Origin of the sequence: Sphingomonas sp. DG1-23 (assembly GCF_030730875.1) — a bacterium.
Classification (GTDB): Bacteria; Pseudomonadota; Alphaproteobacteria; order Sphingomonadales; family Sphingomonadaceae; genus Sphingomonas.
In genome coordinates this window covers 1-24,521 of record NZ_JAVAMA010000018.1, presented here as the reverse complement: position 1 = coordinate 24,521, position 24,521 = coordinate 1, and the positions used below count along the sequence as shown (strand labels likewise).

General features: G+C 64.3%; 18 protein-coding genes, 1 tRNA gene and 1 pseudogene. 10 read left to right on the top strand and 10 right to left on the bottom strand.

The features are described 5' to 3' along the window. Nucleotides 1–62: 62 nt before the first annotated feature. From lepB to era, 3 genes are all read left to right on the top strand, one after another. Nucleotides 63–950: a signal peptidase I gene (gene lepB, locus Q9Q95_RS21115; protein ID WP_306099141.1), complete on the top strand. Its 888-nt coding sequence runs from the start codon at nt 63–65 to the stop codon at nt 948–950. Beyond that, complete coding sequence (gene rnc / locus Q9Q95_RS21110) at nt 947–1,621, top strand: ribonuclease III (protein ID WP_371876825.1); 675 nt, start codon at nt 947–949, stop codon at nt 1,619–1,621. The genes lepB and rnc overlap by 4 nt, the downstream gene beginning before the upstream one ends. Before the next feature lie 111 nt (nt 1,622–1,732). Beyond that, the gene (gene era, locus Q9Q95_RS21105) at nt 1,733–2,638 is read left to right on the top strand and encodes a GTPase Era (protein ID WP_306099140.1); all 906 of its coding nucleotides are present in this window, start codon (nt 1,733–1,735) and stop codon (nt 2,636–2,638) included. Here era and Q9Q95_RS21100 read toward each other — a convergent pair. Then, entirely contained in the window at nt 2,635–3,336 is a 702-nt protein-coding gene (locus tag Q9Q95_RS21100; RefSeq protein ID WP_306099139.1) for an NAD-dependent deacylase, read from the bottom strand. The genes era and Q9Q95_RS21100 overlap by 4 nt on opposite strands. A 78-nt stretch (nt 3,337–3,414) precedes the next feature. On the opposite strand from Q9Q95_RS21100, the gene Q9Q95_RS21095 reads away from it, so the two are divergent. From Q9Q95_RS21095 to Q9Q95_RS21075, 5 genes are all read left to right on the top strand, one after another. Beyond that, on the top strand, nt 3,415–3,873 hold the full coding sequence (locus Q9Q95_RS21095; RefSeq protein WP_306099138.1) for a hypothetical protein: 459 nt from the start codon (nt 3,415–3,417) through the stop codon (nt 3,871–3,873). A 78-nt stretch (nt 3,874–3,951) separates the two neighbouring features. Next, on the top strand, nt 3,952–4,281 hold the full coding sequence (locus Q9Q95_RS21090; protein WP_306099137.1) for a hypothetical protein: 330 nt from the start codon (nt 3,952–3,954) through the stop codon (nt 4,279–4,281). Between the two features lie 41 nt (nt 4,282–4,322). After that, on the top strand, nt 4,323–5,051 hold the full coding sequence (gene dapB, locus Q9Q95_RS21085; RefSeq protein WP_306099136.1) for a 4-hydroxy-tetrahydrodipicolinate reductase: 729 nt from the start codon (nt 4,323–4,325) through the stop codon (nt 5,049–5,051). Next, on the top strand, nt 5,048–5,710 hold the full coding sequence (gene nth, locus Q9Q95_RS21080) for an endonuclease III (RefSeq protein ID WP_306099135.1): 663 nt from the start codon (nt 5,048–5,050) through the stop codon (nt 5,708–5,710). The genes dapB and nth overlap by 4 nt, the downstream gene beginning before the upstream one ends. Before the next feature lie 51 nt (nt 5,711–5,761). Next, nucleotides 5,762–5,838, top strand: a tRNA-Arg gene (locus Q9Q95_RS21075). A 26-nt stretch (nt 5,839–5,864) separates the two neighbouring features. Here Q9Q95_RS21075 and Q9Q95_RS21070 read toward each other — a convergent pair. From Q9Q95_RS21070 to Q9Q95_RS21045, 7 genes and pseudogenes are all read right to left on the bottom strand, one after another. Further along, complete coding sequence (locus tag Q9Q95_RS21070) at nt 5,865–8,198, bottom strand: TIM-barrel domain-containing protein (RefSeq protein WP_306099134.1); 2,334 nt, start codon at nt 8,196–8,198, stop codon at nt 5,865–5,867. A 27-nt stretch (nt 8,199–8,225) separates the two neighbouring features. After that, nucleotides 8,226–8,684, bottom strand: coding sequence for a hypothetical protein (locus tag Q9Q95_RS21260; RefSeq protein ID WP_371876826.1), 459 nt, complete (start codon nt 8,682–8,684; stop codon nt 8,226–8,228). A 230-nt stretch (nt 8,685–8,914) separates the two neighbouring features. Then, nucleotides 8,915–9,706 (bottom strand): annotated as a pseudogene (locus tag Q9Q95_RS21255) (family 43 glycosylhydrolase); the annotation flags it as partial. Nucleotides 9,707–9,932: 226 nt separating this feature from the next. After that, on the bottom strand, nt 9,933–11,555 hold the full coding sequence (locus Q9Q95_RS21060; RefSeq protein ID WP_371876824.1) for a beta-xylosidase: 1,623 nt from the start codon (nt 11,553–11,555) through the stop codon (nt 9,933–9,935). A 67-nt stretch (nt 11,556–11,622) separates the two neighbouring features. Further along, nucleotides 11,623–13,161 (bottom strand): tryptophan halogenase family protein, encoded by a 1,539-nt coding sequence (locus Q9Q95_RS21055; RefSeq protein ID WP_306099133.1) that lies wholly within the window; start codon nt 13,159–13,161, stop codon nt 11,623–11,625. After that, the gene (locus Q9Q95_RS21050; protein ID WP_306099132.1) at nt 13,158–14,717 is read right to left on the bottom strand and encodes a tryptophan halogenase family protein; all 1,560 of its coding nucleotides are present in this window, start codon (nt 14,715–14,717) and stop codon (nt 13,158–13,160) included. Before Q9Q95_RS21050 ends, Q9Q95_RS21055 begins: the two co-directional genes overlap by 4 nt. Before the next feature lie 54 nt (nt 14,718–14,771). Further along, nucleotides 14,772–17,831, bottom strand: coding sequence for a TonB-dependent receptor (locus tag Q9Q95_RS21045; RefSeq protein WP_306099131.1), 3,060 nt, complete (start codon nt 17,829–17,831; stop codon nt 14,772–14,774). 463 nt (nt 17,832–18,294) lie between these two features. On the opposite strand from Q9Q95_RS21045, the gene Q9Q95_RS21040 reads away from it, so the two are divergent. Further along, nucleotides 18,295–19,413: a sensor histidine kinase gene (locus tag Q9Q95_RS21040; protein ID WP_306099130.1), complete on the top strand. Its 1,119-nt coding sequence runs from the start codon at nt 18,295–18,297 to the stop codon at nt 19,411–19,413. Further along, nucleotides 19,397–20,197 (top strand): LytTR family DNA-binding domain-containing protein, encoded by an 801-nt coding sequence (locus tag Q9Q95_RS21035; RefSeq protein ID WP_306099129.1) that lies wholly within the window; start codon nt 19,397–19,399, stop codon nt 20,195–20,197. Before Q9Q95_RS21040 ends, Q9Q95_RS21035 begins: the two co-directional genes overlap by 17 nt. Before the next feature lie 188 nt (nt 20,198–20,385). Here the strand turns inward: Q9Q95_RS21035 and Q9Q95_RS21030 are convergent, their stop codons facing one another. Together Q9Q95_RS21030 and Q9Q95_RS21025 are read right to left on the bottom strand one after the other, a co-directional pair. Continuing rightward, nucleotides 20,386–23,394 carry a TonB-dependent siderophore receptor gene (locus Q9Q95_RS21030; RefSeq protein ID WP_306099128.1) on the bottom strand — a complete coding sequence of 1,003 codons (3,009 nt, stop codon included), beginning with the start codon at nt 23,392–23,394 and terminating at the stop codon, nt 20,386–20,388. Between the two features lie 348 nt (nt 23,395–23,742). Beyond that, on the bottom strand, nt 23,743–24,521 hold a 779-nt coding region (locus tag Q9Q95_RS21025), incomplete at its 5' end, for a DUF2339 domain-containing protein (RefSeq protein ID WP_306099127.1).

Genomic DNA, 24,521 nt, shown 5'->3' with positions numbered 1-24,521 from the left:
GGCGCCTGCCAGCGCTATTCAGCCGCTTGACCAACCCGCCCAGCCCAAGCAGAGCACAGTCCATGGAAAACGCGCCCTCCGCAGAGCCCGAAACGCCCGCAGCCGATGCGCCCAAGCCCTATTCGGTGGGCACGGCGGCGGAAAAGCCCAAATCCGAATGGCGCGATCTCGCGTCGTTCCTCGTCAAGCTGGCGCTGATCGTGTTCGTGGTGCGCAGCTTCATCTTCTCGCCTTTCTCGATCCCCAGCGAGTCGATGCTGCCGCGGCTGTTGATCGGCGACTATCTGTTCATCACCAAATGGAATTACGGCTATTCGAAGCATTCGCTGCCGTGGAGCCTGCCGCTGATCCCGGGCCGCGTCTTCGGCGGGACGCCCGCACGCGGCGACGTGGTGGTGTTCAAGGCGCCGCCGGGCAACGACACCGACTGGATCAAGCGCGTCATCGGCCTGCCGGGCGACAGCGTGCAGATGGTGGGCGGGCAGCTGATCCTCAACGGCAAGGCGATCCCCAAGGATCGCGTCGCGCAATTCGTCCTGCCGCTGAGCCCCAATTTCCCGGCGGCGCAGGAAAATGGCGGGCGCGGCTGCCAGGAACGCTTCCAGAGCCTCGACGCCCAGGGAAATGCGGTTTGCAGCATTCCGCGCTTCCGGGAGACCCTGCCCAACGGCAAGACCTATGAAGTGCTCGACCAGGGCAGCTATCCCAAGGACAATACCGGCATCTATACCGTGCCTGCCGGCCATGTCTTCCTGATGGGCGACAATCGCGACAATTCGACCGACAGCCGCTTCAGCCACGCCGATGGGGGCATCGAGTTCGTGCCGCTGGAGAATATCGAGGGCAAGGCAGTGGTCAGCTTCTGGTCGACCGACGGCAGCGCCAATTGGTTTCTGCCCTGGACCTGGTTCACCGCGGCGCGCTGGAGCCGGATCGGAGAAGGCTTCTGACCGCCCCCGCTCTGGGGGGATGGATCGCTGAGACCTTCGGCCGCAAGCCCGCGGATCTCGCCGCCTATCAGCGCGCGTTGACTCATGGCAGCCAGGCCGCGGCCAATTACGAGCGGATGGAGTTTCTCGGCGACCGCGTGCTCGGGCTGGTCATCGCCGAATGGCTGTTCGAGCGCTTCGCCGACGAACCCGAGGGCGCGCTGTCCCGCCGGCTCAATGCGCTGGTGACCGGCCCGGTCTGCGCCGGCGTCGCGCGCGAGGTGGGCGTGGCACCCTATCTGCGACTCGGCAAACAGGCGCGCGAGGACGGCGCGGCGGACAGCGACAATGTGCTGGGCGACGTGATCGAGGCGCTGATCGGCGCCTTCTATCTCGAATTCGGGCTCGAGGCGGTGCGCGGCTTCATCCGCCAGGCATGGGCGAAGCGCATCGACCTGCAGGGCCAGGCGCCCAAGCATCCCAAATCGGCGCTGCAGGAATGGGCGGCCGCAAACAATCGCCGCCCGCCCGAATATGAGATCGTCGACCGCTCGGGCCCCAACCACTCCCCGCGCTTCACGGTGAAGGTGGCGATCGGCAAACTGGCCGAGGCGACGGGGGAAGGGACGTCGAAGCAGGAAGCGGAGACCGCGGCCGCGGCGGCGTTACTGGAGAAGCTCACGTCCCGGTAGCTGGGGCGCTCACCCTTCGACAAGCTCAGGGCGAACGGCTAGGGGAGAGGACGACCCCAAAGCCCGTTCGCCCTGAGCCTGTCGAAGGGCGCGTTTCCGAATTGTGAGAAGATGACCGAGTCCACCACCCCCCATTGCGGCGTGATCGCAATCGTCGGCGCGTCCAATGCCGGCAAGTCGACCCTCGTCAACGCGCTCGTCGGCCAGAAGGTCGCGATCGTCAGCCCCAAGGCGCAGACCACGCGCGCCCGATTGATGGGCATCGCGATCGAGGGCGCCGCTCAACTCGTCCTCGTCGACACGCCGGGAATCTTCACCCCCGAGCGTCGGCTCGATCGCGCGATGGTCGCCGCGGCATGGGAGGGCGCCGACGGCGCCGACCTGATCGCTCTGGTGGTCGATGGCAAGGGCGGAACCGGCCCCAAGGTCCAGCAAGTGATCGAAAGTCTCGCCGGGCGCCGCGAACGGAAGATCCTGATCCTCAACAAGGTCGATATCGCCGACAAGCCGCGGCTGCTCGGCCATGCCGCACGGCTCAACGAGATGCTGCCGTTCGACGAGACCTATTTCGTCAGCGCGCAGACTGGCGACGGCGTCCCCGAGCTCAAGGCCGCGCTCGCCGCGGCGATGCCCGAGAGCGAATGGCATTTCCCCGAGGACCAGGTTTCCGACGCCACCGAGCGGATGATCGCCGCCGAAGTCACCCGCGAGCAGCTCTACCTCCAGCTCCACGCCGAGCTGCCTTATGCGAGCGCGGTCGAGACCGAGAAATATTCGGAGCGCTCCGACGGATCGGTCGAGATCCATCAGCAGATTCTCGTCGCGCGCGAGACACAGCGCGCGATCGTTCTCGGCAAAGGGGGCACGCGGATCAAGGAGATCGGTGCCCGCGCCCGCGCAGAATTGTCGCGGATCATGGGGGTGCCGGTGCACCTCTATCTCCACGTCAAGGTCAACCCGAAATGGGAGGAGGACCGCGGCCTCTACCGCGATATCGGGCTCGACTGGGTCGACTAGGCGCCGGCCAGAACTTCCTCGATCCAGATGGGCACCAAAGCCCCCGCCGGCCCCATCCGGCTCTCACCGAACCACAAGCTGCCTGCGGACGGATCGAGGTTGAGCTCGAGCGTCGCCGCGCCATGATAGCGCGCGGTCTGGACGAAACCTGCGGCGGGATAGACCGCGCCCGACGTGCCGATCGAGACGAACAGATCGGCCTCGCCAAGCGCGCGTTCGATCCGCTCCATCTGATAGGGCATTTCGCCGAAAAAGACGATGTCGGGGCGCAGCGCCGGGGTGCCGCAATTCGGGCATTCGGTTTCGGGCGGCAGCGAATCTTCCCATGCCGCGCGGACGCCGCAGGCCGCGCATAGTGCCGATTTGAGCTCGCCATGCATGTGGAGGAGCCGGGTCGAGCCGGCGCGCTCGTGGAGATCGTCGACATTCTGGGTGACGAGCAGCAGGCCACCGGACCATTCCCTGTCGAGCCGGGCCAGCGCAAGATGCGCGGCATTGGGCATCACGCCGGCCAGTTTCTCCCGGCGTTCGTCGTAGAAGCGGTGGACCAGTTCGGGATCATGCGCGAGCGCCTCCGGGGTGCAGACATCCTCGACCCGGTGCCCTTCCCATAATCCGCCCGGTCCGCGAAAAGTCGCGACGCCGCTTTCGGCGGAGACGCCGGCGCCGGTGAGGATCACGATGTTGCGGACGGTCATGCCCCGCTCGCTACCATCACTCAGCGCAAGCGCCTATCGATCCGCGCAGGAAATAAGCAGATCGACAGGACCACCTCTATGGGTCTCTCCCGGTATCTTCACGACTATCTGCGGAATCTTCTGGAGGCCGGACCGCTCAGTTATCCGCAGCCGGCCACCCTGCCCGGACTTCGACCGCATTTCAGGCAATGCCACATCGTTGCTGAAATGGTGCAGAACCAGCGGCATTGGCCGATGGTCGTCGGGATTCAATTCCTCGACCTTTTCGGCAAACTCTATCCCTGGCCGCACGTCGTGAACCAACGCGATGGCCAGCTCCTCGATTTCTCCGGCGGCGCCGATCAACCTTTTCTCGGCTACGTCGTTACCGGCTTTGATCAGGTGAACGAGTTCAACGCCATCGTAGCTGCCTATGACACGATGAATGCAGATCAACAGAGCCCGCGATGGACCGATCCATTGGCGCAGTCATTGTCCGACGATTTTCTGGAACGGTTGCGGTCGGTGGCGCGGTTCCCGCCGCGAGTCGATCTGTGAAGGCGGCGCTCGGCGTCTGCCATGCGGCTGCCGCAAATCTCGCGTTGAATACGCGTTATCCTTTCGGAGCGCTTGCCGATGATGTTGCTCGCCTTGCTGCTCGTCCACGCCTTGCCGCAAGACCGCAACATCGTCCCCGGCGGCGATGACGACGGAACCCGCACAGTCACGGCGCAGCCGCGCTGCGATCCTGCCGCGGATGACATCATGGTGTGCGGCACTGCCGACCCGGACCGCTTCCGGGTGAGGCGGGTCGAGCCACGTTACGTCGAGGCGCCGGTACGCGCGGCAACGCGATTGGGGCCGGGCGAGGTCTCTCTGGAGGCCGGGCAGCGCTCGTTCCCGGGCGCTGAGGCTCCCGCGGCGATGGTCCGCTTCCGGATTCCATTAGGCAGGAAGCCGAAATAGCCCCTGTCGCCCCGCCCCCCGATTGTGCCACAGCAGTCGGCATGACGAGCATCGGCATTTTCGGAAGCATGGGGCGGATGGGGCAGGCGATCGCCGCCGTCGCGCCCGGTCTCGGCGCGCAGATCGCGGGCGGCGCGGATGTCGGCGACAACCCCGCCGATCTCGCACGCAAGGCCGATGTGCTGGTCGATTTCTCCGCGCCGGCCGCACTGGAGGCGCATCTCGCCGCCGCGCGCGCCGCCTGGACCCCGATCGTGATCGGCACCACCGGGATCAGCGCGCACCACCATGCACTGATCGACGCCGCCGCCGCGGAGATCCCTGTTCTCCAGACCGGCAATACCTCGGTCGGCGTCGGACTGCTCGCGCGGCTGGTGCGCGAGGCCGCGGCACGGCTCGGCCCCGACTGGGACATTGAGATCGTCGAGATGCACCACCGCAACAAGGCCGACGCGCCCTCGGGCACCGCGCTGATGCTCGGCAACGCCGCCGCGCACGGCATCGGCACCACCCTCGCCGAAGCGGGGGTCAGCGATCGCGCCGGGCTGACCGGGCCGCGCGCGGAGGGCACGATCGGAATGGCGTCGCTGCGCGGCGGATCGGTGGTCGGCGATCACAGCGTGATCTTCGCCACCGCCGGCGAACGGATCGAACTCATTCACCGCGCCGACGATCGCGCGATCTTCGCGCGCGGGGCGGTCCAGGCGGCACTCTGGCTCAAAGGACAGCAGCCCGGCCGCTACACGATGGACCAGGTACTCGGCATTTGAACAAGGCCGGAATCGTCGAATTCTTCGCGCGGCTCGCGGCCGACAATCCGCATCCCGAGACCGAGCTCGAATACAGCAACCCCTACACCTTGCTGGTCGCGGTGGCGCTCTCCGCGCAGATGACCGATGTCGGGGTCAACAAGGCGACACGGACATTGTTCGCCGAGGCCGACACGCCCGAGAAGATGCTAGCGCTCGGCGAGGAGACGCTCCGGGAACGGCTGCGGACGATCAATTTCTACAACACCAAGACCAAGAACGTCCTCGCGCTCAGCCGCGCGCTGATCGAGCAGCACGGCGGCGAGGTCCCGGCGGATCGCGCGGCGCTCGAGGCGCTGCCGGGCGTCGGGCGCAAGACCGCCAACGTCGTGCTCAACACCGCGTTCGGGCGCGAGACCTTCGCGGTCGACACGCACATCTTCCGCGTCGGCAACCGCACCGGGCTGGCGCGCGGCAAGACCCCGCTCGACGTCGAGCTCAAGCTCGACAAGCGCGTACCCCGGCCCTTCCGACTTCACGCGCACCATTGGCTGATCCTGCACGGCCGCTACACCTGCAAGGCGCGAACGCCCGAATGTTGGCGGTGCGTGGTCGCCGATCTCTGCGCCTACAAGCCGAAGACGCCGGCACCCCCGGCAAGCAAGCATGCGGCGCGCTGACGAGGAAACGGCTGGCGCGGCCCGATTTGCTTTGCTAGGCGCGGCTTCCAGGCACCCGTAGCTCAGCTGGATAGAGCGCTGCCCTCCGAAGGCAGAGGCCACAGGTTCGAATCCTGTCGGGTGCGCCATTTTCTCCATTTCCAAGCCGCGGCGTTCAATTGCCCGCGGCCGATCCCGCCGCTTTGATCACCTGAACGAGATTTGCGAGGTCCTGTCCGGAGGGCAGCCTCGTCCCGCTCGTGAGCGTGCCTGTCCTGTCGTTCCAGATCAGTTCGGCCTTCATGCCCTTGCCGGCGCGGTAGCCGTTGGTCGTGCCGTCATCGTCGTAGAGCGTGATACGCGCGTCCCGGCCGGGATATACCCGGATCGATGCCAGCGCCTGCCTCTCGTCGGTATTGGAAATGGGGGCGCCCATGGGGACGATCGAACCTGCGCGGACGAACAACGGAATCCGGTCGATCGGCGCGGCCGCCTCGATCGTCTGCCCGCCGCCATATTGGCGGTTCGTCCAGTAATCGTACCAATCCGAGCCAGCGGGCAGATAGACGGCGCGGCTGGTGCGGCCCTGCTCGGTGACCGGTGCCACCAGAAATGCCGGCCCGAACATATATTGATCGCCGATCGTCGCCGCCCGCGGATCCGCGGGGAAATCCATGAAGAGCGCGCGCATGAACGGGGCGCCGGTCTCGTATGTGTGGCGGCCCAGCCCGTAGAGATAGGGGATCAGCGCGTAGCGAAGCTTCAGATAGTCGGCGAGGATCGGCTCGGCCGCCTTGCCATATTCCCAGATTGCCGTGGCCGGGCGCTGGCCGTGGATGCGCAGGGTCGGGGTGAAGGTGTTGTACTGGAACCAGCGCACGAAGAGTTCGGGGTAATCCGCATAATCCGCCCCCATCGCAGTTGCGCCGGCGGGATCGATCAGCAGCGGCCGCTCGGCCTTCGGCCCATGCGGCCACATCCAGCCGCCGGTGTCGCTGCTCCAGTAAGCGAGGCCGCTCGCCGTGAAGTTGAGCCCGGTCGGCACCTGACGGCGCAGCGCCTCCCAGGTCGAATGCACGTCCGACGACCAGAACAGCCCACCGTGCCGCTGGACTCCGAGATACGCCGCGCGCGAGAGGATCAGATTGCGCTTTTCCGGACGGTCGCGGGCCGAGCCTTCCGCCACGCTGCTGGTGTGCACCAGCGGGTAGAGGTTATAGTAACGATCGCCCGAGCCGATCGAATAGAAGTGGCCGCTCGGAACGAGATCAGGCTCGGTCTCATCCAGCCAGAACCAGTCGAACCCCTGGCTGCCGATATTTTCGCGGATTCGCTCCCAGAACCATTTGCGCGCTTCGGGATTGGTGCTGTCGAGAAGCGCACCGGCGCGATCGGAGCGCACCGGCAGCCCGTCGGCGGTCTGGCCGTCGGCATCCTTGAGGAACCAGCCTTTGGCGGAAAGCATGTCGTAATAGCGCGATTCGCGTTCGAAACGCGGCCAGACGCTGATGATCGAATGCATTCCCCACTCGTGGAGCTGACGGTTCATGCCCGCCGGATCGGGAAACGCGTTCCGGTCGATGTCGAGCTGTCCCATCCGCGTCCAGTGGAACCAGTCGAGCACCATCACGTCGAGCGGATAGTTGCGACTGCGATAACCCTCGGCAGTCCGCATCAGCTCGTCCCGGCGCTCGTACCGCGCCTTGCTCTGGATGAGGCCGAACGCCGCCTTGGGCGGGAGCGGCGTCTCGCCGGTCAATTTGCGATAGCCGGCATAGATCTCGTCGGTCGTCCCGCCGGTGATGACGAAGAAAGAGACGCGCTCGCCGACTTGCGACTGGAACCGCGTCGCGCTGTGAAGCCCCGGCGATACGATCGTCGCGGCGGGATTGTCCCAGACGATGCCATAGCCCTTGTTGGTGACGAGGAACGGCACGCACACGGTCTCGCCGGCAGGTGCGTCATAGTTGTGGCGGCAATCGATCGTACGCCCGCGAAGGTCGAGAATGCCCTCCTGATTTTGGCCGAGACCGTAATAATGCGTGTCCGAAGTATCGGAGAAGGTCGCGCCTACCCGGAAGGTCTTTTCGCCGTTCACGGTTTGCGGCGACATCTCCCAGCCCGTCATCCGCGTGATCTCGCTTCCATCGGCGCCGGCGACCACGATCGCAACCGGCGGGAGCGACGGCACGAAATAACGCTCCATCTGGGTGGGCGGCTTGGGCCAGGGCTGCGCCGCGACGGTCACCTCGAGAGCGGCCGAAGTGAAGACGTCGCCTGCGGTTCCCGCCCGATGCGTCCAGCCGGAAGCATCGGGCTTCGCGTCAATGCCATGGCCGGCGCCTTCGATCCGCGACGGATCGAGCGCGATCGTCACGTGCACGATGTTCGGCGCATATGCCTCGACCGACACGCGACTTCCGTTGCGGTCCACCGTCGCGATTCCCTGCGCGACCGCCGGGCTCGCCGCGAGCGCGACACTTGCCAGCAAAAGACTACGAAGGATCATGGCTCTCCCTTTGTGATGCACCGCGCGTCACGGCAAAGCCGGACGCGCGCGATAGATCAGGTTGCGAAAGGCGACGCTGCCTTCGCCCGACGCGTAGATGCCGGGACGCAGGCTCAGAAAGCCGTCCGCGACATTGTGGTTGTAGCCGGCGACCTCGAAGGAACGCTCTTTGGTCCAGCGCGCGCCGTCCGCGCTGTGGAAGAAAGTGACGATATTCTCGTCATTGACCGCGCGGAGGTGCAGCCGCCGCGTCGAGGCCTTGCCGCCGGGCGGCCAGCGCTCTTCCTGGCCGATGCGATATGCATGCAACCTGCCGTCCGACAGGCCGAGCCCGCAGAACAATTTCTCGTCGTAGAAGAGCAGCAGGCCGCCTTGCGCATCACCCTCGATTTCGAGCTCGACCGACACTTGATAGGAACGGTCGCCCGCGACGAACAGCAACGGCGAGGCATTTGCCGGACCGCTGCCCTGACCGGCGAGACGCACACTCCCTCGCCCAGCTTGACGCGTGCCGGGTAATTTCGCTTCGGCGCGTGGAATGCCAGCTTCGTGCCGAAGCTATCGTCGGTGAACCCCGACAGGGCCACGCCATGTGGTCCCGACGAAGCCGGTACCGGCTTGGCGAGCGGCCGCGACAAGTCGCCGCCCAGCCCGCGCGGCCAGCCGTCGTCGGTCCATTCGATCGGCTCGAGCAGCATCTGCCGGCCGAGCGTGCGGAATCCGTTCTCATAGCCGTGATAGACGAGCCACCAGTCGCCGGAAGGACCTTCGACCGCTGTCGCATGGCCCCGCGACCACCAAGGTTCGTCGCGGCTCGCCGTCCGCACGATCGGGTTTCGCGGGCAATTCTCCCATGGACCATGGATCGACTTCGCGCGAGCGACCACGACCATATGGCTGGTCGGCGGGCCCGCTGTCCCGCCTTGCCCCGAGAACATGTAGAACCATCCGTCCTTGCGCAGCAGCTTGGGGCCTTCGAGCGCGAAGCCTTCGATGATCCATTCCTCGGGGATCGGCCAGCCGCCATAGACATGCTCGACCTTTCCCATCGCGGAAAGGCCGTCGTCGCTGATCCGGACCCGGTGCCCGCCGTTGAAAAAGAGGTAGCGCTTGCCATCCTCGCCGACCGCGTGGCCGGGATCGATATAGCCGTCGATCCGCATATCGACGGGCTCGCTCCACGGCCCGCGCATGTCGGCAGCGTGGATCACCCAGGTCTTGAGCGGCCGCGCCCGGTCGTGCGGGTCGAGTGCGGGGATGTAGATGAAATAGCGGCCGCCATGCTTCGCGATGTCGAGCGCCCATACCGAGCCGATATTGCGACGGAGCGCCGTGGCGAGCGGAGTCCAGTGGATCAGATCGCGCGAATGCCAGATCGGCACGCCGGGATAATATTGGAAGGACGAGAAGGTCGCATAATAATCATCGCCGTCCTTCAGGACATTGGGGTCGGGCCGATCGCCTGCGAGTATCGGATTGCGGAAACGGCCGTTCCCGAGATCCGGCATGCGCTGGCCCTCGACACCCGCTTTCCACGTCGGCACGGCACTTGTGCAGCTTTGCGATGTTGCCGCGTCCGCGCGCATCTCGCCCGACAATCCGAACACGCCCGCAGCGCCGAAAGCAAGTCCGAGAGTTTCGCGGCGGGTCGGTTTCATGCGCATTCCCGGTGAGGCGGCGAGGCCGCGGAATAAAAAGGGGATGCCGCGGCTCCATGCGACATCCCAGGGGGACTCATTTTCGGGCGGACCGACCGACGGGCTCGACCAGCGCGAGAACGACGTCGTTGCTGCGCATCGGCACCCGCAGAACATAGTTGCCGGTCCTGCCGATACGCATGGTCGCGCTCGTCTCGGGGAGGTCGCGAGTCAGCGTTTGAAGCTCGGTCAGTTGCCCGGGCGAAAGCGATGCCGGCGACCCCATTTCCAGATAGCGCGTATGCGCGTCATTGGCCTTGAAACCCGTGCGCCGCACGGTGATCCGGTAGCTGCCCGGCGCGAGCCCGGAGAAATGCAGTTCGACCGGCCGAGCCTCCCGTGCAGGCAGTACTTTCGTGAAAAAGGGTCGATTGCTCAGTTCCTGCTTCGGCTGCTGCCAATCCCAAAGCAGAGCAGCGGTCCGGCCCTCGCTCGTGCTGATCCAGCTCTGCGCATCGGCGGCGGGGACTTCGCGTCCGCCGAGCAGGTTGAGATATTTGTACGCGAAGAAGGCCGGCTTGCGGATGCCTTCGCGGTTTATGAGTCCGAAACCGCCATGAAAGGGTGTCGGCGGCGGCCCGGCTTCCTCGAACAGGTCGCTGAAAGTCCAGTAGCTCATCCCCTGCGCGAGACCGCGCGTCGCCTTGAGCTTGGTCAGGATATAGGCGGCGGCGATATAGGAATCGTGGACCGGGTCGCGCGGATTGTAGCTCGCGCTCCACTCGGTGAAGAACAAGGGCAGACGCGGGAATTTCGATGCCGTGATCTGCTGGCGAACGCGGCGGACGTCGCCGATAACGGCGTCGGGATTGGTCGACAGCCGATTGTCGTCCTGCCCCTTCTCATCGAGGAAACCGCCGTCGACGCCGTACGTATGCGTCGCGACGAAATCGACCGGCAGGCCCCGCTTCGATGCGAAGTCGAGGAACTCGGGCACCCAAGCCGCTCCCGCGGTGGCGGGGCCGCCGATCCGCAATCGGGGATCGATCGCCTTGATCGCCCGCGCGCTGGCCTCATAGAGCTCGAAATAGGCCTTCTGGTCGGCCCGCTCCCAGAAGCCGTCGAGATTGGGTTCGTTCCACACTTCGAAATACCAGCTACGTATCTCGGCTTCGCCATAGCGGCTGCGCAGATGCCGCACGAAGGCATCGACCAGTGTCCGCCATGCCCTGGGCTCGGGATGCGAGGTGTTGCCCTTCCAGAAGAAGATCGTCTGCGGCGAGCTCGCTATGGCTTCGGGCGTGAAGCCGAGTTCGACAAAGGGCTTGATCCCCATGCCGAGCAGCGCGTCGTAAAGCTGGTCGATTTTCGTCCAGTCATAGACCGGCTTGCCGTTCTCGAGCCGCACGGTGCGGAAGACATCGTGGAAAATCGCATGAAAGCGAATGTAGCGAAAACCGAGCTCGTCGACCGCGATCTCGAGCTGCGCGAGGCTTTCCGGGCGAATCAATGTGCCGGGATAATCGGATCCCACCGAAAAATTGAACGACCGATCGAGTGGCGCCCCCGCTTTGCGAAGGTCGATGTCGATCCGGCGTGCCTGGGTGGCAACCGGGCTTTCAGGTTGCGCCGCAGCCGGCGTTGCGAGGCAGGCCAGCACGGTCGCCGCGGCCGCAGCCATTCGCAGGAACCGGCCCAGGCTGAATTGAATGGCGCTCACCTGTTCGGCCTCTCTTTCCATGAAAGTTGGTCGCCACCTTGGCGCGGCGCGTCCGCCATCGGCTCCCTCATGCCGCACCCGCCCGCACTGCCGCGCAATGGCGGGCGATATAGTCTTCGTGCCGCGGCATCGCGTCGGCGGTCTGCGCGACGATGTCGCGCATATGCGCCATGAAGCGCGTGGTCTCGTCGACCGGGAGCATGGCGACCAGCGGATCCGAATCTTCGGGAACGATTCCCTGCCCGTACAGGACCGCGGTCCAGCTCTCTTCGGTGAACAGCGAGTTCGAGCCGCGGAAGATCCGGCCTTTGCCGCGCCACAGCTCCAGCCGCGCGGCGAGGCTATCGGGGATGTCCATCGTCCGACAGTCATTCCAGAAGCCGGAATCGCTGCGCGTGCTGGCATGATAATGCAGCACGACGAAATCGCGGACATTCTCATATTCTTCGATGAGCCAGCGATTGTACGCGTCGATTTCCACGCGCGGGAAATTGCGGTCGGGAAAGAGCGCCATCAGGCGAAAAATGCCCGACTGGATCAAATGAATGCTGGTCGATTCGAGCGGTTCGATGAAGCCCGCGGACAGGCCGATGGCGACGCAGTTCTTTTCCCACAATTTCTCGCGCCGCCCGGCGGTGAACCGCAGGATCCGCGGCTCCGACAGCGCATCGCCGTCGAGACCGTCGAGGAGCGCGCGCCTCGCCTCGGCGTCGTCGATATGGGCGCTGGAATAGACATAGCCGTTGCCGACGCGGTGCTGCAGCGGAATCCGCCAGCGCCATCCGGCCTTGTCGGCGATCGACCGCGTGTAGGGCACGGGCGGCGAAACCGTCGCGCTGGGGACCGCGACGGCGCTGTCGCACGGCAGCCAGTGCTTCCAGCTGCGATAGGCGACGCCGAGCGCCTCGCCGATCAGCAATGCGCGAAAGCCGCTGCAATCGACGAAGAAGTCGCCTTCGATCCGCCGGCCATCCGCAAGCAGCACTGCGGTCAGAAATCCGTTTTCGTCAGATTTCTCGACATGGGCGATCTTGCCCTCGATGCGCTCCACGCCCTGCGCCTCGGCACGATTGCGCAGGAAACGCGCATAGAGCCCTGCGTCGAAATGATAGGCATAAGCCAGGCCGTTCAGCACGGCTTCGGGGTTGCCGACCGGTTTCGAGAACCGGCCCCGCGCGGCTGCCGCGATCGAGATGGCATATTGATCGAACGCCCCTGGATCGGCCTCGAGGCCCAGAAGGCGCTGTCGGAGCCAGAGCTGGTGGAACGGGATTCCGAAGGTCAGCCGGCCATATTTGCCAAAGGGGTGGACGTAGCGATTGCCGAGCTGCCCCCAATTTTCGAACGCGATGCCCAGCTTGAAGGTGCCCTGGGTCGCTGCGACGAATTCATTCTCGTCGATGCCCAGAGCCGCGTTGAAGTCGAGCAGCGGCGGCACCGTCGCCTCGCCGACCCCGACCGTGCCGATCTCGTCGGATTCGACGAGCGTGATCGTCGTACCGGCCGCGACAAGGCGTGCGAGCGCGGCCGCGGTCATCCAGCCCGCCGATCCCCCACCGACGATCACGACGCGCGAAAGCGGCGCGTTGGGAATCCTGCCGTTCACGCGGCGTGCGCCCCTTCGCCGAAGCTCGCACCTTGCGCGAAGCGAATGATCTCGCGGTTGGACGGCAGCTGGCGCACGGCATAGTCGCCGTGGCGCTGGACTTCGGCGAACGACTCCTGGGCCTCGTCGGCGAACCGACAGGCGCTCGCCCTGGCCGACAGATCGGTCTTCCAGCCCATCCCGTACAAAACATATTGCCAGCTGGCTTCGGGAAAGATGTCGACATTGGCGTCGATGTCGAGTTCGTTGGGAGGCCGGTGGCGCCAGCGATCGAGCAGTTCGCTCAGGCTGTCGGGGATCGAGCGGGGGTCGACATTGTCATTCCAGAAATCGCTGTCGCGCCGCTCGCTCAGGCAGTAATGCATCTTGAGGAAATCGAGCGTGCGCGCATAACGGCGCCGCATGTTCGCGTTGAACTGGCGGGCGGACGTCTCGAAGTCGCCTGCCCAGGGGAAGAGGTTGGCGATCAGCGAGGCCGCGACTTCGGAGAAGACGATGCCGGTGGCCTCGAGCGGCTCGAAAAATCCGCTGGAAAGGCCCACCGCGACGCAGTTCTTGTACCAGCTGGTCTCGCGATAGCCGGCGTCGAAGCGAAAGCTGCGCGTCTCGAGGCCCTTGGCGGCCGGACCGGCATAAGCGCGCAGAGCACGCTCGGCCTGCTCCGCATCGCAATGTGCCGATGAATAGACATGGCCGATCCCGCGCCGGGAAGCGAGGCCGATATCCCAGATCCAGCCCGAGGCCTGACCCGTCGCCAGCGTCGACGAAGCGATCGCTTCGTCAGGATGCTGGTTGGGCAATTGAAGCGCGATTGCCGCATCGCAGAACAGGGTCGAGCGACAGGAGGTCCATGGCTGCCGCAACGCCTTGCCGATCAGCTCGGCACGAAAGCCGCTGCAATCGATGTAGAGATCGGCAGTGAACCGGCCATTCTGGCGCAGCGACAGTGCGGCGATGCTGCCGTCCCCGGCCAGATGGACCTCTTCGACCGTATCAGCGAGATGCGACACGCCATTGGCGATGCCCTGCTCGCGGAGCAGCTCGGCAAAAGCGCCGGCGTCGAAATGAAAGGCATAATTGAGCGGCCCGACATAATCGGGATGGCTGGTGAGCTTGGGCGCGCGACAGGCGTCGACGGCCCGGCGCTGCGGCGTACTGACCATATCCCACGGACGATCGCCTGCGACGCCGAGCAGCCAATAGGGCAGCAGCTCCGGCCCCTCTCGCGCCGCCTCCTGAAAGGCATGAAGGAAGTGATCGCCACCCGGTGCGCCCGGCGCGTATCGCCAGTTGATGAAGCTGGCGCCCTGCTTGAACGATGCGCCGCACCGCCGGACCAGATCCGCTTCGCGCACGCCGATACGGGCCAATGTCTTGCGGATGGTCGGGAAAGTGCCCTCACCTACGCCGAGAATGCCGATCTCCGAGGATTCCACGAGCGTGATCGCGGCGCCGCCCGGCCGATCCGCCGCCAGCAGGCGCGCGAGATAGCCGGCGGTCAGCCAACCCGCGGTCCCACCGCCGACGATCACCACTTTTCGTACGCTGTTGGTCATGGGCACTCGGGCGAGCGGGGTCGCGGACCTTACGGCCCGCCACCATCGTCTGGTTTAGAAAGCGAGATTGATGCCCATCCGCACGCGCCGGTCGCTCTGGAACCAGCTGCGCACGTACAAGGCGTCGTTGGGATAGCCGCCCATCAACGTCTTTTGGGTCGCGTTGGTGAGGTTGGTTCCCTGGATCAGGAACGAAAAATTCTCGGTGACGTCGAACGTCACACCGGCGTCGAGCGTGCCATAGGCGCTGCCGTAGACCGGCAGTGCGATCTGGGTGTTGGCGCCGGCACCTCCGGCACCGCTATAGAAGAGATAGGCCGGGTTGGTGCCGTTGGAATTGGTCGACTGCAGATATCGCGACCGCCAGCTATAGGCGATGCGCGCCGAGATTGGCTTGTGCTCGTAGAGCAGCGTCACGTTGAAATTGTGCCGCGACAGGCCTTGCAGCGGCGCATCGTTCTTCACGACGCCGTTGATGTCGCGGTAGAGATCGCCCGGGTTCTTGCTGTCGATCCATGTGTAGTTGGCCTCGAGCCCGAGCCCGCGGAACACGCCGGGGAGATTGTCGAGGAAGACGCGCCCGCCGACCTCCACGCCCTTTACCGTCGCGGCCTCGGTCGCGTTGCGCACCGCCGTCGAAACCGCCGTCGCCTGCTCCGTCGTTCCGCCGGCATAGGTCACCGTCACCGGCTGGTCCGCCACGGCATAGATCGGGAGATTCTTGATGTGCTTGTAGAATCCCGCGACGTGGAAGGTCGTGCCGGCGCGTGGATACCATTCGAACGAAGCGTCGAAATTGTTCGATGTCGCCGGGACCAGCCGCGGATTGCCCGCGGTCGTGGTGAAATTGGTGAAGATCGGAGGGAGGCTCGGCGCCGGCGCCGGCGGATTGTTCGGGTTGGTGATCGTGGCGACGCCGAGCTCGCCGGCCGCCCGCAGCGCCTGGAAGGACGCATTGTCGAGCGTGATGTTGTAGGCTGCGCGCAGCTTCACCTTGTCGTCCGGCGCGTAGCTGAGATTGATCGCCGGAAGCACCTTGGTGAATTCCGCGCTCTCCGACCGGGGCGCCGCCACCGCCGCGATCGTCACCACTTGCCCGTTGCGGATGAACGTGTTGGAAAACTGCTGGAAAAAGCCTTCGCTCTCGTTGGTGATGTTGACGAGGCGCACGCCGACATTGCCCGCGAGTTCACCGCCCCCGAGCGAGGCGCCGAAACGGGTCATGAGATAGCCCGCCCAGGTGTCCGTCACGAAGTCGGTCTGGTCCTGCGGCAACAGGAAGCCGGATTGGCGATATGCCGGATTGCCATAGCCCGTCGCTTGCAGCGGGCCGCTCGACGAGCAGTCGAAATAGGTTGGGTTGCCCCAATCGAACGATCCGCAGAACCCGACCGGCGCGGCGCGGTGGACGAGATCCACGTCGAGCTTCCCGGTGAGAGCGAGGCTCGGGTAAAGCGAGTTGCCATTCCCTGGCAACGTTGTCGCCCCACGGAAGAAGTTCTTGTAGGTGTGCACTTCGACGTCGCCGGGTGCTGCGTTCGCGAAAGTCAGCTGCGGCGCGTAACAACCACCGCAGCTCCCCGGATCGCCGTTCCACCCGCGGCCGAGCGCATTCCACGCATAGCTGTTGTTGAGATCCCGCTCGGTCCGTCGCGACCAGCGTCCGCCGGCGCTCAGCGACTTGAAGAAGCCGTCGCCGAACTTGAACTCGGCATCGAGATTGACGGCGTCCATCTCGCCGCGATTGAGTTCGTTGTGCGGCATGGCCGCAGCCCATTGATAGCGCGCCGGATTGAAGAAATTGCTCTGCGCGAAGCTCGCCGGGGTGGTCAGTTGCGGCAGATCGCCGCTCAGGTCGAGCCCGAAGCTGGTCGGAAAGGCGAAGTCGCGAAACAGCGACAGGCTGTCGACCTGCGAAGTCGAGTTGATCCGCTGATAACCGCCGCGGAGCGAGAGCGGGCCGTCCGATGGTGCCCAGGCGAAAGCCGCGGAGATGTCCTGCGTCTTCGATCTGGTCTTGCTGACGCCGGTGGTGCCGCCGCTCGTTATCGGATTGCCGCTCGGCAGGAAGGTCGCCGGGTCGCGCTGGAAGATCGCGTTCGACGAAATCAGCGCGTTGTTCGAGTCGAACTTGCTCGCCGACGGATCGACCGAGAGCGTCTGCGACGTGACGAAGGACGCCCATTCGTCGCCGACATTGCGGTAGCGCGACTGGAAGAAGATGCCGGTGAACGTCAGGTCGTCGTTCGGGGCCCATTGGGCGGCGGCATAGAGCCCGTCGCGCCTGCGCTGGAACAGTTGCTCGCCATAGTCGTAGCCGCCCGGAATGTAATAGTCGGTCGAATTGATCCGGGTCCGGAAATAGGGCTCCATCCGGAAGAATTGCGAGTTCGAGGTGAACTGGCTGTAGGCGCCGTCGACGAGGACGCCGATGTCGCCGATACCCGTGGACCATTTGCCGGCGATCAGGCCCGACGCGGAATAATCAACTTCGCGGGCGAGGTCGCCAAAACCGATATCGGCCGAACCGGCGACGTGCAGACCATAGCCATAATCGAAGGGGAGCTTGGTCCGCAGATCGACGCTGCCGCCCGTGCCGCCCCCGATCTGGTCCGCCGACGACGATTTATAAACGTCGACTGCCTGCATCAGTTCGGGCGTGACATCGCCCCAGAGCAACGACCGCCCGGCATTGGCACTGAAAATCTCCCGGCCGTTGAGGCGCGAGGCGACCCCTGAGAGTCCACGCACCTGAATGCCGGAGCCTTCGACCGAGAAATGGTCCGGATCGTTGAGCGCCGAGAAGCGGACGATCGTCACGCCGGCGACACGCTGGAGGACCTCGGTTATCGAATTGTCGGGGAGCTTTCCTGCTTCGTCCGCGACGACCGAGTCGATGATCGTCTCGGCATTCTTCTTGCGGTTGTCCGCGGACTGCAGCGCGGCGCGACGGCCCGTGACGACGATCGCGTCGTTCTGCTCTTCACTCGCCACCTGCTGCGGCGGCGCGTCTTGCGCAAACGCCGGAGCCTCCAGCCCCGTGGCGATCAGTGCCAGCAGAGATGCACTGCCCTTTGCCGCAACATCCAGATGACGTCGTGAATTCTTGACCATTGCCCGCCCCTCTCCTCGCGTGCCGCCCTGATTGAGCGGTCGTGGTTTCTCGCCCTACCAGCACGAAGCGCCTGGCAGTGCGGACCCGATCACACGCGGAACAAAGGCCACAATCTCCGGGTCGAGTCTACGGATGTTAGCGCAAACAATATGGGTAAATCGCTGTTTTTGAAGATCTTTTCCAAGGCCCCAATCCGGCCTGCAAATTCTGCGGCCGGCCTGCAAGGCAATAGTCCGCTTCGTAACATTTTGGCCTGTTGGAGGCCGCGCGCCTTGCCCGGCCCGGGCTCTGAAAGGAAATTGAGCCGCCAAATCGAACCCGGGGGCGATCGCACACCACGCGGCATTCGCGTGGCAGCGCGTGGAACCACGCTTCTACCGGCAGCCGAATTGATGAATATTGATGCCCATGAATCGCGCGAACGAGCTCGCATCCGCAACCGGCCTTGGCGGCTGGACGGGGTTGATCCCCGAAAGCGCCGGATCCTCCCCGAGCCGCACGTGGCGGGCAAGGTTCAAGCCTGCGGCCCTGACCTTCCTCTTATGGACCATCGTGGGCCTGTTTCAGGCCGTACCCGACATGCTCGACGGCTTCCGGTGGAACGAGACCATCGGAAAATTCATCGATGCCTGGGCCTGGGCATTGCTCACGCCGGCGATATTGCTGATCGATCGCAGACTGACCTCGCTCTTCCAGAGCGTCGTTCGTATCGCGCTGGCACATCTGGCGCTGAGCATCCCGATCAGCCTGCTGCACACCTATCTGACCGGCCTGATCCTCTACCCGATCCCGACGATCTGGTGGAGCCCGCTCAGAAGCACCGAGTTCGCGATCTATTTCTATCTCGGTGGCTGGGGAACCTACTGCGCCATTGTCGGGGTGCTGCAGACATTCAAATATTATAATCGTTTGATGAGCAGCCAGGTAGAGCTGGCAAAGGTCGAGAAACGGCTCGTCGAGTCGCATCTGAATGCGCTCCGGCTCCAGCTCGAACCCCATTTCCTGTTCAATACGCTGAACGCGATCTCCTCCGAACTCGCGGAGAATCCCGTGCTGGCCCGCGAGATGATCGAGGATCTGGGCGCGCTGCTTCGACAATCCCTCGATTGCCAGGGAAGCAAGGAGATCACGCTGGCGCAGGAGCTTGCGCTTCTGGACCATTATCTTGCCATTCAAAAGCTCCGGTTCGGCGACAGGATCGACATCCAGGTCGAAGTCGAGCCCGCGACGCTCGCGGACCTGGTGCCATCGATGTTTCTGCAGCCACTCGTCGAGAACGCCGTCCGTCATGGCCTCGAGCGACGCATGTCGGGCGGCAAGGTGGTGGTTTCCGCGGCGCATGTCGCCGGCCATCTGCTGATCAAGGTGATCGACGATGGCGTCGGCCTGCCGCCGCATTGGGCGATCGAAACCTCCGCGGGCCTCGGCATAGGCGTGACCCGCGAGCGTCTCCAGGCGCTATATACGGAGCCGGATAGTCACGATTTCACCATCTCGCGATGCAGCGGCGCCGGCACGGAGGTGACGATCCGCATTCCCTTGCAGAGAACGGGAGACGACGCACATGGCAGCGCATCCTGAGCGCCTCTCCGCGCTGGTGGTCGATGACGAGGTCCCGGCGCGGCGACGAATCGCGGACCTGCTCGCGAAGGATGAGGACATCGCGGCGGTCAGGAGCGCCGGGAATGGTATAGCAGCGATCGAGATGATCGAGAGTGCACGACCCGACATCGTGTTCCTCGACGTGCAGATGCCCGGCCTCGACGGCTTCGGCGTGGTAGAAGCGATCGGGGCCGAGAACATGCCGCTCACCGTGTTCGTCACCGCCTATGACCATTTCGCCATCCGGGCGTTCGAGGCGGAGGCGATCGACTATCTGCTCAAGCCGTTCAGCGACCGGCGGTACGAAAGGATGATGCAGCGCGTTAAGCAGCGCCTGCAAGATCGCCGTTCCACCGAATCGGACGATGCCAACGTCTTCGGACCCGAACTGCTCAAGCTGGTGGCCAGACGCGCGAGCCCCGGCGAAATCTGGGACTGGATCGCAGTGAAGTCGCGCGACACCACCCGCCTGTTGCTGACCGACGACATCGACTGGATCGAGGCCGCCGGGGTCTATGTGACCGTGCATTCAAAAGGCGAGGAGTTTCTCTATCGAGCGGGCCTCGCCGCGGTGGCAAGCCGGCTCGATCCATTTCGCTTCGTCCGGATCCACCGATCGCATATCGTCAACGTTCGATCGATCGCGTTCCTCGAGCGACGCTCGCACGGCGAATTCGAAGTGATGCTCAAGACCGGGAACCGGCTGATGATGAGCCGCACGTATCGCGGCGAGGTCGAAGCGATTCTCGGCCAACCCATTTGAATCCACGGATGCGTGCAGTCGTCCGAGGCAGGTGCCTGTCCGCCGGTGAGCGTGCGCCCAGGTAAGGTGGGCGGAAGCGACCGGACCCGACGGCGCCTGCAAGACCAGCGCCGCCGGGTCTTGCCTCTACGGTTGCAATTCAGGGTGCACCAGCAAGGCATCGATCGAGCGAGTAACCTCGATGCACGTCAATGCGTGAACCGCAGATAGAGGAAGCCGGTGCGGCCCATCACGTCATAGACGCCGGCCTGCCAGCCTTCGTCGCCGAAATAGGCGCCGCCCGCCTCGGCTCCCGGATAACGCGGCGGCTGCTTGTTGAAGAGATTGGAAAAGCCGGCGCCGAGGGTGAGATTGGGCCTGAGCCGATAGGATGCGTTGAGATCGTGATAGGTGACCGACGGTGTCCGGTACGGCGAATAGGTTTCGGGCTTGATCGTGGTCGTCTGGCGCATCCCCGCGAAATAGCGTGCCGTCCAGCCGACCCACAATTTATCCTTGCTGTAATTGATCGATGCGCGGCCCTTGAGTTCGGGGAAACCGAAAACGCCGAAGGTATCGGTGACCGTGTCCGGGTTGTCGGGATCGGGGGTATATTTGTTCTCGATCAAACGCGTGAAGACGCTGTTGATGCCGATACGGCCGCCGCCGAGATCGAGATCGGCGAGGTCGAACCAGTAATCGACTTCGAAGTCGACGCCGCTCGTCCTGCGTCGCGACAGGTTGATGTTCTGCTTGAGGACCGAGACCAGATTGTTGGTCGCCGGATCGCGCACCACCAGGGCGCAATAGGCGTTGTCGAGAGTCGCGCCGTCCATGCACTTGTTGATGATCGTCTGCGGCTCGACCGAGGAGATCACATCCCGCATGTTGATCTTGTAATAATCGACCGTCGCGGTGAAGTTCTTGACGAAGCTCGGCTGGAATACGAGCCCCAGAGTCAGCGTCCTGGCGGTCTCGACCTTGAGCTCGGGATTGCCCTGTTTGATGACGTCCAGCCAAAGCCAGAAATCATTCTTGTTGGCGGGCATGACCGCCGCGCAATTGGCCGCGGTGAACTCGGTCCTGTCGGGCCGGTTCGGCAGATTGTAATAATTGCAGGGATCGCTGAGCCACTGACCGCTCACCGACGACGCCGTGAAGACTTCGCTGATGTTCGGCGCACGGACTGCCTTGCCGTAGGTGGCCCGGAAGCGCAGGTCCTTCACCGGCGCCCATTGAACGCCGTATTTCTCCGCCGTGGTCGTACCCGCAGTCGAATAATCAGCGACGCGGATCGCACTTTCCAGCGACAGGCGGTGAATGAGCGGCAAATCCTTCAGCAGCGGCACGCTCAACTCGCCGAATATCTCGCTGACGTCGATGCGGCCCTTGAGCGGGTTCTCGATCACACCGTAGTCGGGCACGAACGCCGGATTGTTGGGATCATATTCGGCACGTGCACCGATATCGTTGGATTCGCTGCGAAACTCGCCGCCCAGCACGACCTGCACTTCGCCGCCCGGCAGATTGAACAGGCCCCCGGTCGCATAGCCCGACACGACATATTGCTCGAGCGAGGTCGAGGACTCGCTCGAATCATATTGCAGGTAATCGATGACGTTCTGCGGGATCGGCTTGAACGGGTTCAGCGCGACGCAATTGGGGTCGTCGTTCGAGGTATCGGCATCGGAATTGACCCAGCAGATCGGCGTCCCGCCCGGTCCGCTGACGGCGTCGAGCGCGCGCAGATAGCGGTCGTTCGACGTGTTGTTCCGGTCGCGGATCGTTTCCTTGGTCTTGCCGTAGGAGAAGTGCGCCGCCCACGACCAGTCATGCCCGCGGAAAAAGCCGGGCAGTTCCCCTTCGAAACCGGTGACGACCTGATACATTTCGCGGCGATAATCGGAGCGCGACTTGCCGAATTCGGGGAACTGGCGCACGAAAGTCAGCCCGTCGGCGCCGAACGGTTGCCCGCCATTGGCCGCGATGATTTCCGGCGTGATGAACGGGTTTCCGTCCCACAATTTGTTGCCGCCGCCTTCGTACCACAGGCCATATTCACCATGCGACTTGTTGGTGGCGTAGTCGGCCTCGATGAAATAGCGGACATTGTCGGAAAGCTGGTAGGCGAAGGTGCCGTGGGTGATGAACCGGTCGTTCGGTACCGACAGCAGCCAATTGTCATAGCGCCCGCCGAACTCCGAGCCGCTGTTGGTTTCGAGCTGGCCCACGACCGAATTCTTGGTGAGGTCGAGGGTATTCGGCAAGATCCCCGCCGAGCCCAGCCGGGGCGCGCGCATGGTGCCGTCGTCGTTGAACACATAAGGTTTGGAGCCCAGCAGCACGACCGCACGGGGCGAATAGCTGAAGCTGTGCCGATCATCGAGGATGGTGTTCATCGTCGTGCCCGCCGGACGGTACCACCACGGATTGCCATAAGCCGTCGAGGGGCGATCCTGACCGCCGACGATGCCGTTCGACTGGCCGTAATAGGCGAACAGGGTGACGTTCGCCTTGCCGTCGGCGAAGTTCTTCCCCCACAGAATTTCGCCGTCGTACCCCGGCATGTCGCCATAGGTCGAATTGGTGTAGCTCAGCTTCGCGTCGAGGCCCTGATAATCCTTCTTCATGATGAAGTTGGCGACGCCGGCCACGGCGTCGGCGCCATATTGCGCCGAAGCGCCGCCGGTGATGATCTCGACGCGTTCGACCAGACCGCTGGGTATCGTGCTGATATCGACGCCGGAGGTGCCGGGGGCGCCCGGCACGTGGCGGCGGCCATTGACGAGGACGAGCGTCCGCTTGCTGCCCAGACCGCGCAGATCGAGCAGGTTGAGACCGGGATGTCCGCTGTCGAGCGAATCCTTGTCGCGGTTGGCGTTGGAGGTCTGGTCGCTCTGGCTGATCACCAGTGCCGGCATCTGGTTCACGAGGTCGGCGATCTGACGCGTGCCGGACTTGCTGATCGTTTCCGAAGTAATGACGGTGGTGGGCGTCGCGCTGGCCGCGCCCTTGTGGCGGATCCGGGTGCCGGTCACGACGATGCCGCCGCTTTCTTCGTCTTCGTTCGAGGGCTCAGGGACATCCTGCGCGGCACTCGCGGATGCCGGGCCCTCGGCTGGAAATCTCTCCTGTGCCGAAGCGGCCGAAACATTGATACCGGCAAGCACCAGGGCGAGCATGCTCACACCGCCGGACGTCTTGAAATCGTGACTCATGTGGCCTCCCCGCCATGTATCGTCACCTTGTTGGTATACGATATACGGATATGATACGATATACGAAGTGGTTGTCCAGCCCTTCGTCTGATATCCGTACGGCTGCGATTTCGCGCGGCGGGGTCACCCGACGGATAGTCGGTGACGGGATGGGACGGCCTTTCGTCGTGGAAATCTGATACTCGCGACGACAAATCGGCGAGGCGCTTGCAGATCGAGGAGTTACCCGTCACCCGCGCGGGCGACGTGGCGCGCCGGGAACCTGACGCTCGAATTGCTCATCACCTCAGGACGATGGCTATGAGGCCAACCCGTTCTGGCACCGCCGCTCGTTGCGGTGATCACCGGCTACGCGCCGGACATCGGTGCCGCTGGCCGCGCGAGGAAACGGCCATACGCCCAGCTGATCCCAATCAGGACCATTCCGAGCGCGAGGAAGGACAGAATGCGCAACACGCCATCGAGCGCGGCGGCATCGATCAGAAACACCTTGAAGGTCACCAGCGTGAGCAGCGCCAGCCCGGCGATCCGCAGATCATGCACGCCGGCAGCGATCCCGCGCCACAGCCAGAACAGCGCGACGCCGAGCAAAGCTGCCGAATAGCCGCCGTTTTCGAGCGTCCCGACCGGGCCGGTCAGCATATCGCCATGCGTCGCCTGGCGTATCGTCGCGAGTGCCGCGGTGACGGTGAGCAATGCCGCGCCGGCGCGGCGCCCGTGGATCTTCGCCGCCGTCCACAACCAGAAGGCGGCGAGTATCGCATGGACGACTACCGCGTTGAGCAGGGGAATCGCACCTACCGCCTGAGGCACGATCGCGGGATTGAGCAGCAACAGATCGAACCAGACGATGCGCAACAGCCCGAGCCCGAACAGCATCGTGGCCAGCGACGGAAAACGACCGCTGCGCAGCAAGGCCCAGCCCGTCGCAAGACACGCCTGGGTCAGCAAGGCGCGTTCGACGAAGCCGAGGCTGACGAAGCGCTCCGGCGTCGCGATCGCCAATATCTGTTTGGCCAAGGCATAGACGAGCAGGATTCCCACGCCGATCGCGATGCTGCCGATCAACCGCCGCGCGCGGCCCAGCTGGCGCGGATCGAGCAGAATGCCGAGCAACGCAAAGCTGG

Coding starts and splice junctions, on each gene's coding strand:
- lepB (WP_306099141.1), top strand. CDS start 63: ATGGAAAACGCGCCCTCCGCAGAGCCCGAAACGCCCGCAGCCGATGCG.
- era (WP_306099140.1), top strand. CDS start 1,733: ATGACCGAGTCCACCACCCCCCATTGCGGCGTGATCGCAATCGTCGGC.
- Q9Q95_RS21100 (WP_306099139.1), bottom strand. CDS start 3,336: ATGACCGTCCGCAACATCGTGATCCTCACCGGCGCCGGCGTCTCCGCC.
- Q9Q95_RS21095 (WP_306099138.1), top strand. CDS start 3,415: ATGGGTCTCTCCCGGTATCTTCACGACTATCTGCGGAATCTTCTGGAG.
- Q9Q95_RS21090 (WP_306099137.1), top strand. CDS start 3,952: ATGATGTTGCTCGCCTTGCTGCTCGTCCACGCCTTGCCGCAAGACCGC.
- dapB (WP_306099136.1), top strand. CDS start 4,323: ATGACGAGCATCGGCATTTTCGGAAGCATGGGGCGGATGGGGCAGGCG.
- Q9Q95_RS21070 (WP_306099134.1), bottom strand. CDS start 8,198: ATGATCCTTCGTAGTCTTTTGCTGGCAAGTGTCGCGCTCGCGGCGAGC.
- Q9Q95_RS21050 (WP_306099132.1), bottom strand. CDS start 14,717: ATGACCAACAGCGTACGAAAAGTGGTGATCGTCGGCGGTGGGACCGCG.
- Q9Q95_RS21045 (WP_306099131.1), bottom strand. CDS start 17,831: ATGGTCAAGAATTCACGACGTCATCTGGATGTTGCGGCAAAGGGCAGT.
- Q9Q95_RS21035 (WP_306099129.1), top strand. CDS start 19,397: ATGGCAGCGCATCCTGAGCGCCTCTCCGCGCTGGTGGTCGATGACGAG.
- Q9Q95_RS21030 (WP_306099128.1), bottom strand. CDS start 23,394: ATGAGTCACGATTTCAAGACGTCCGGCGGTGTGAGCATGCTCGCCCTG.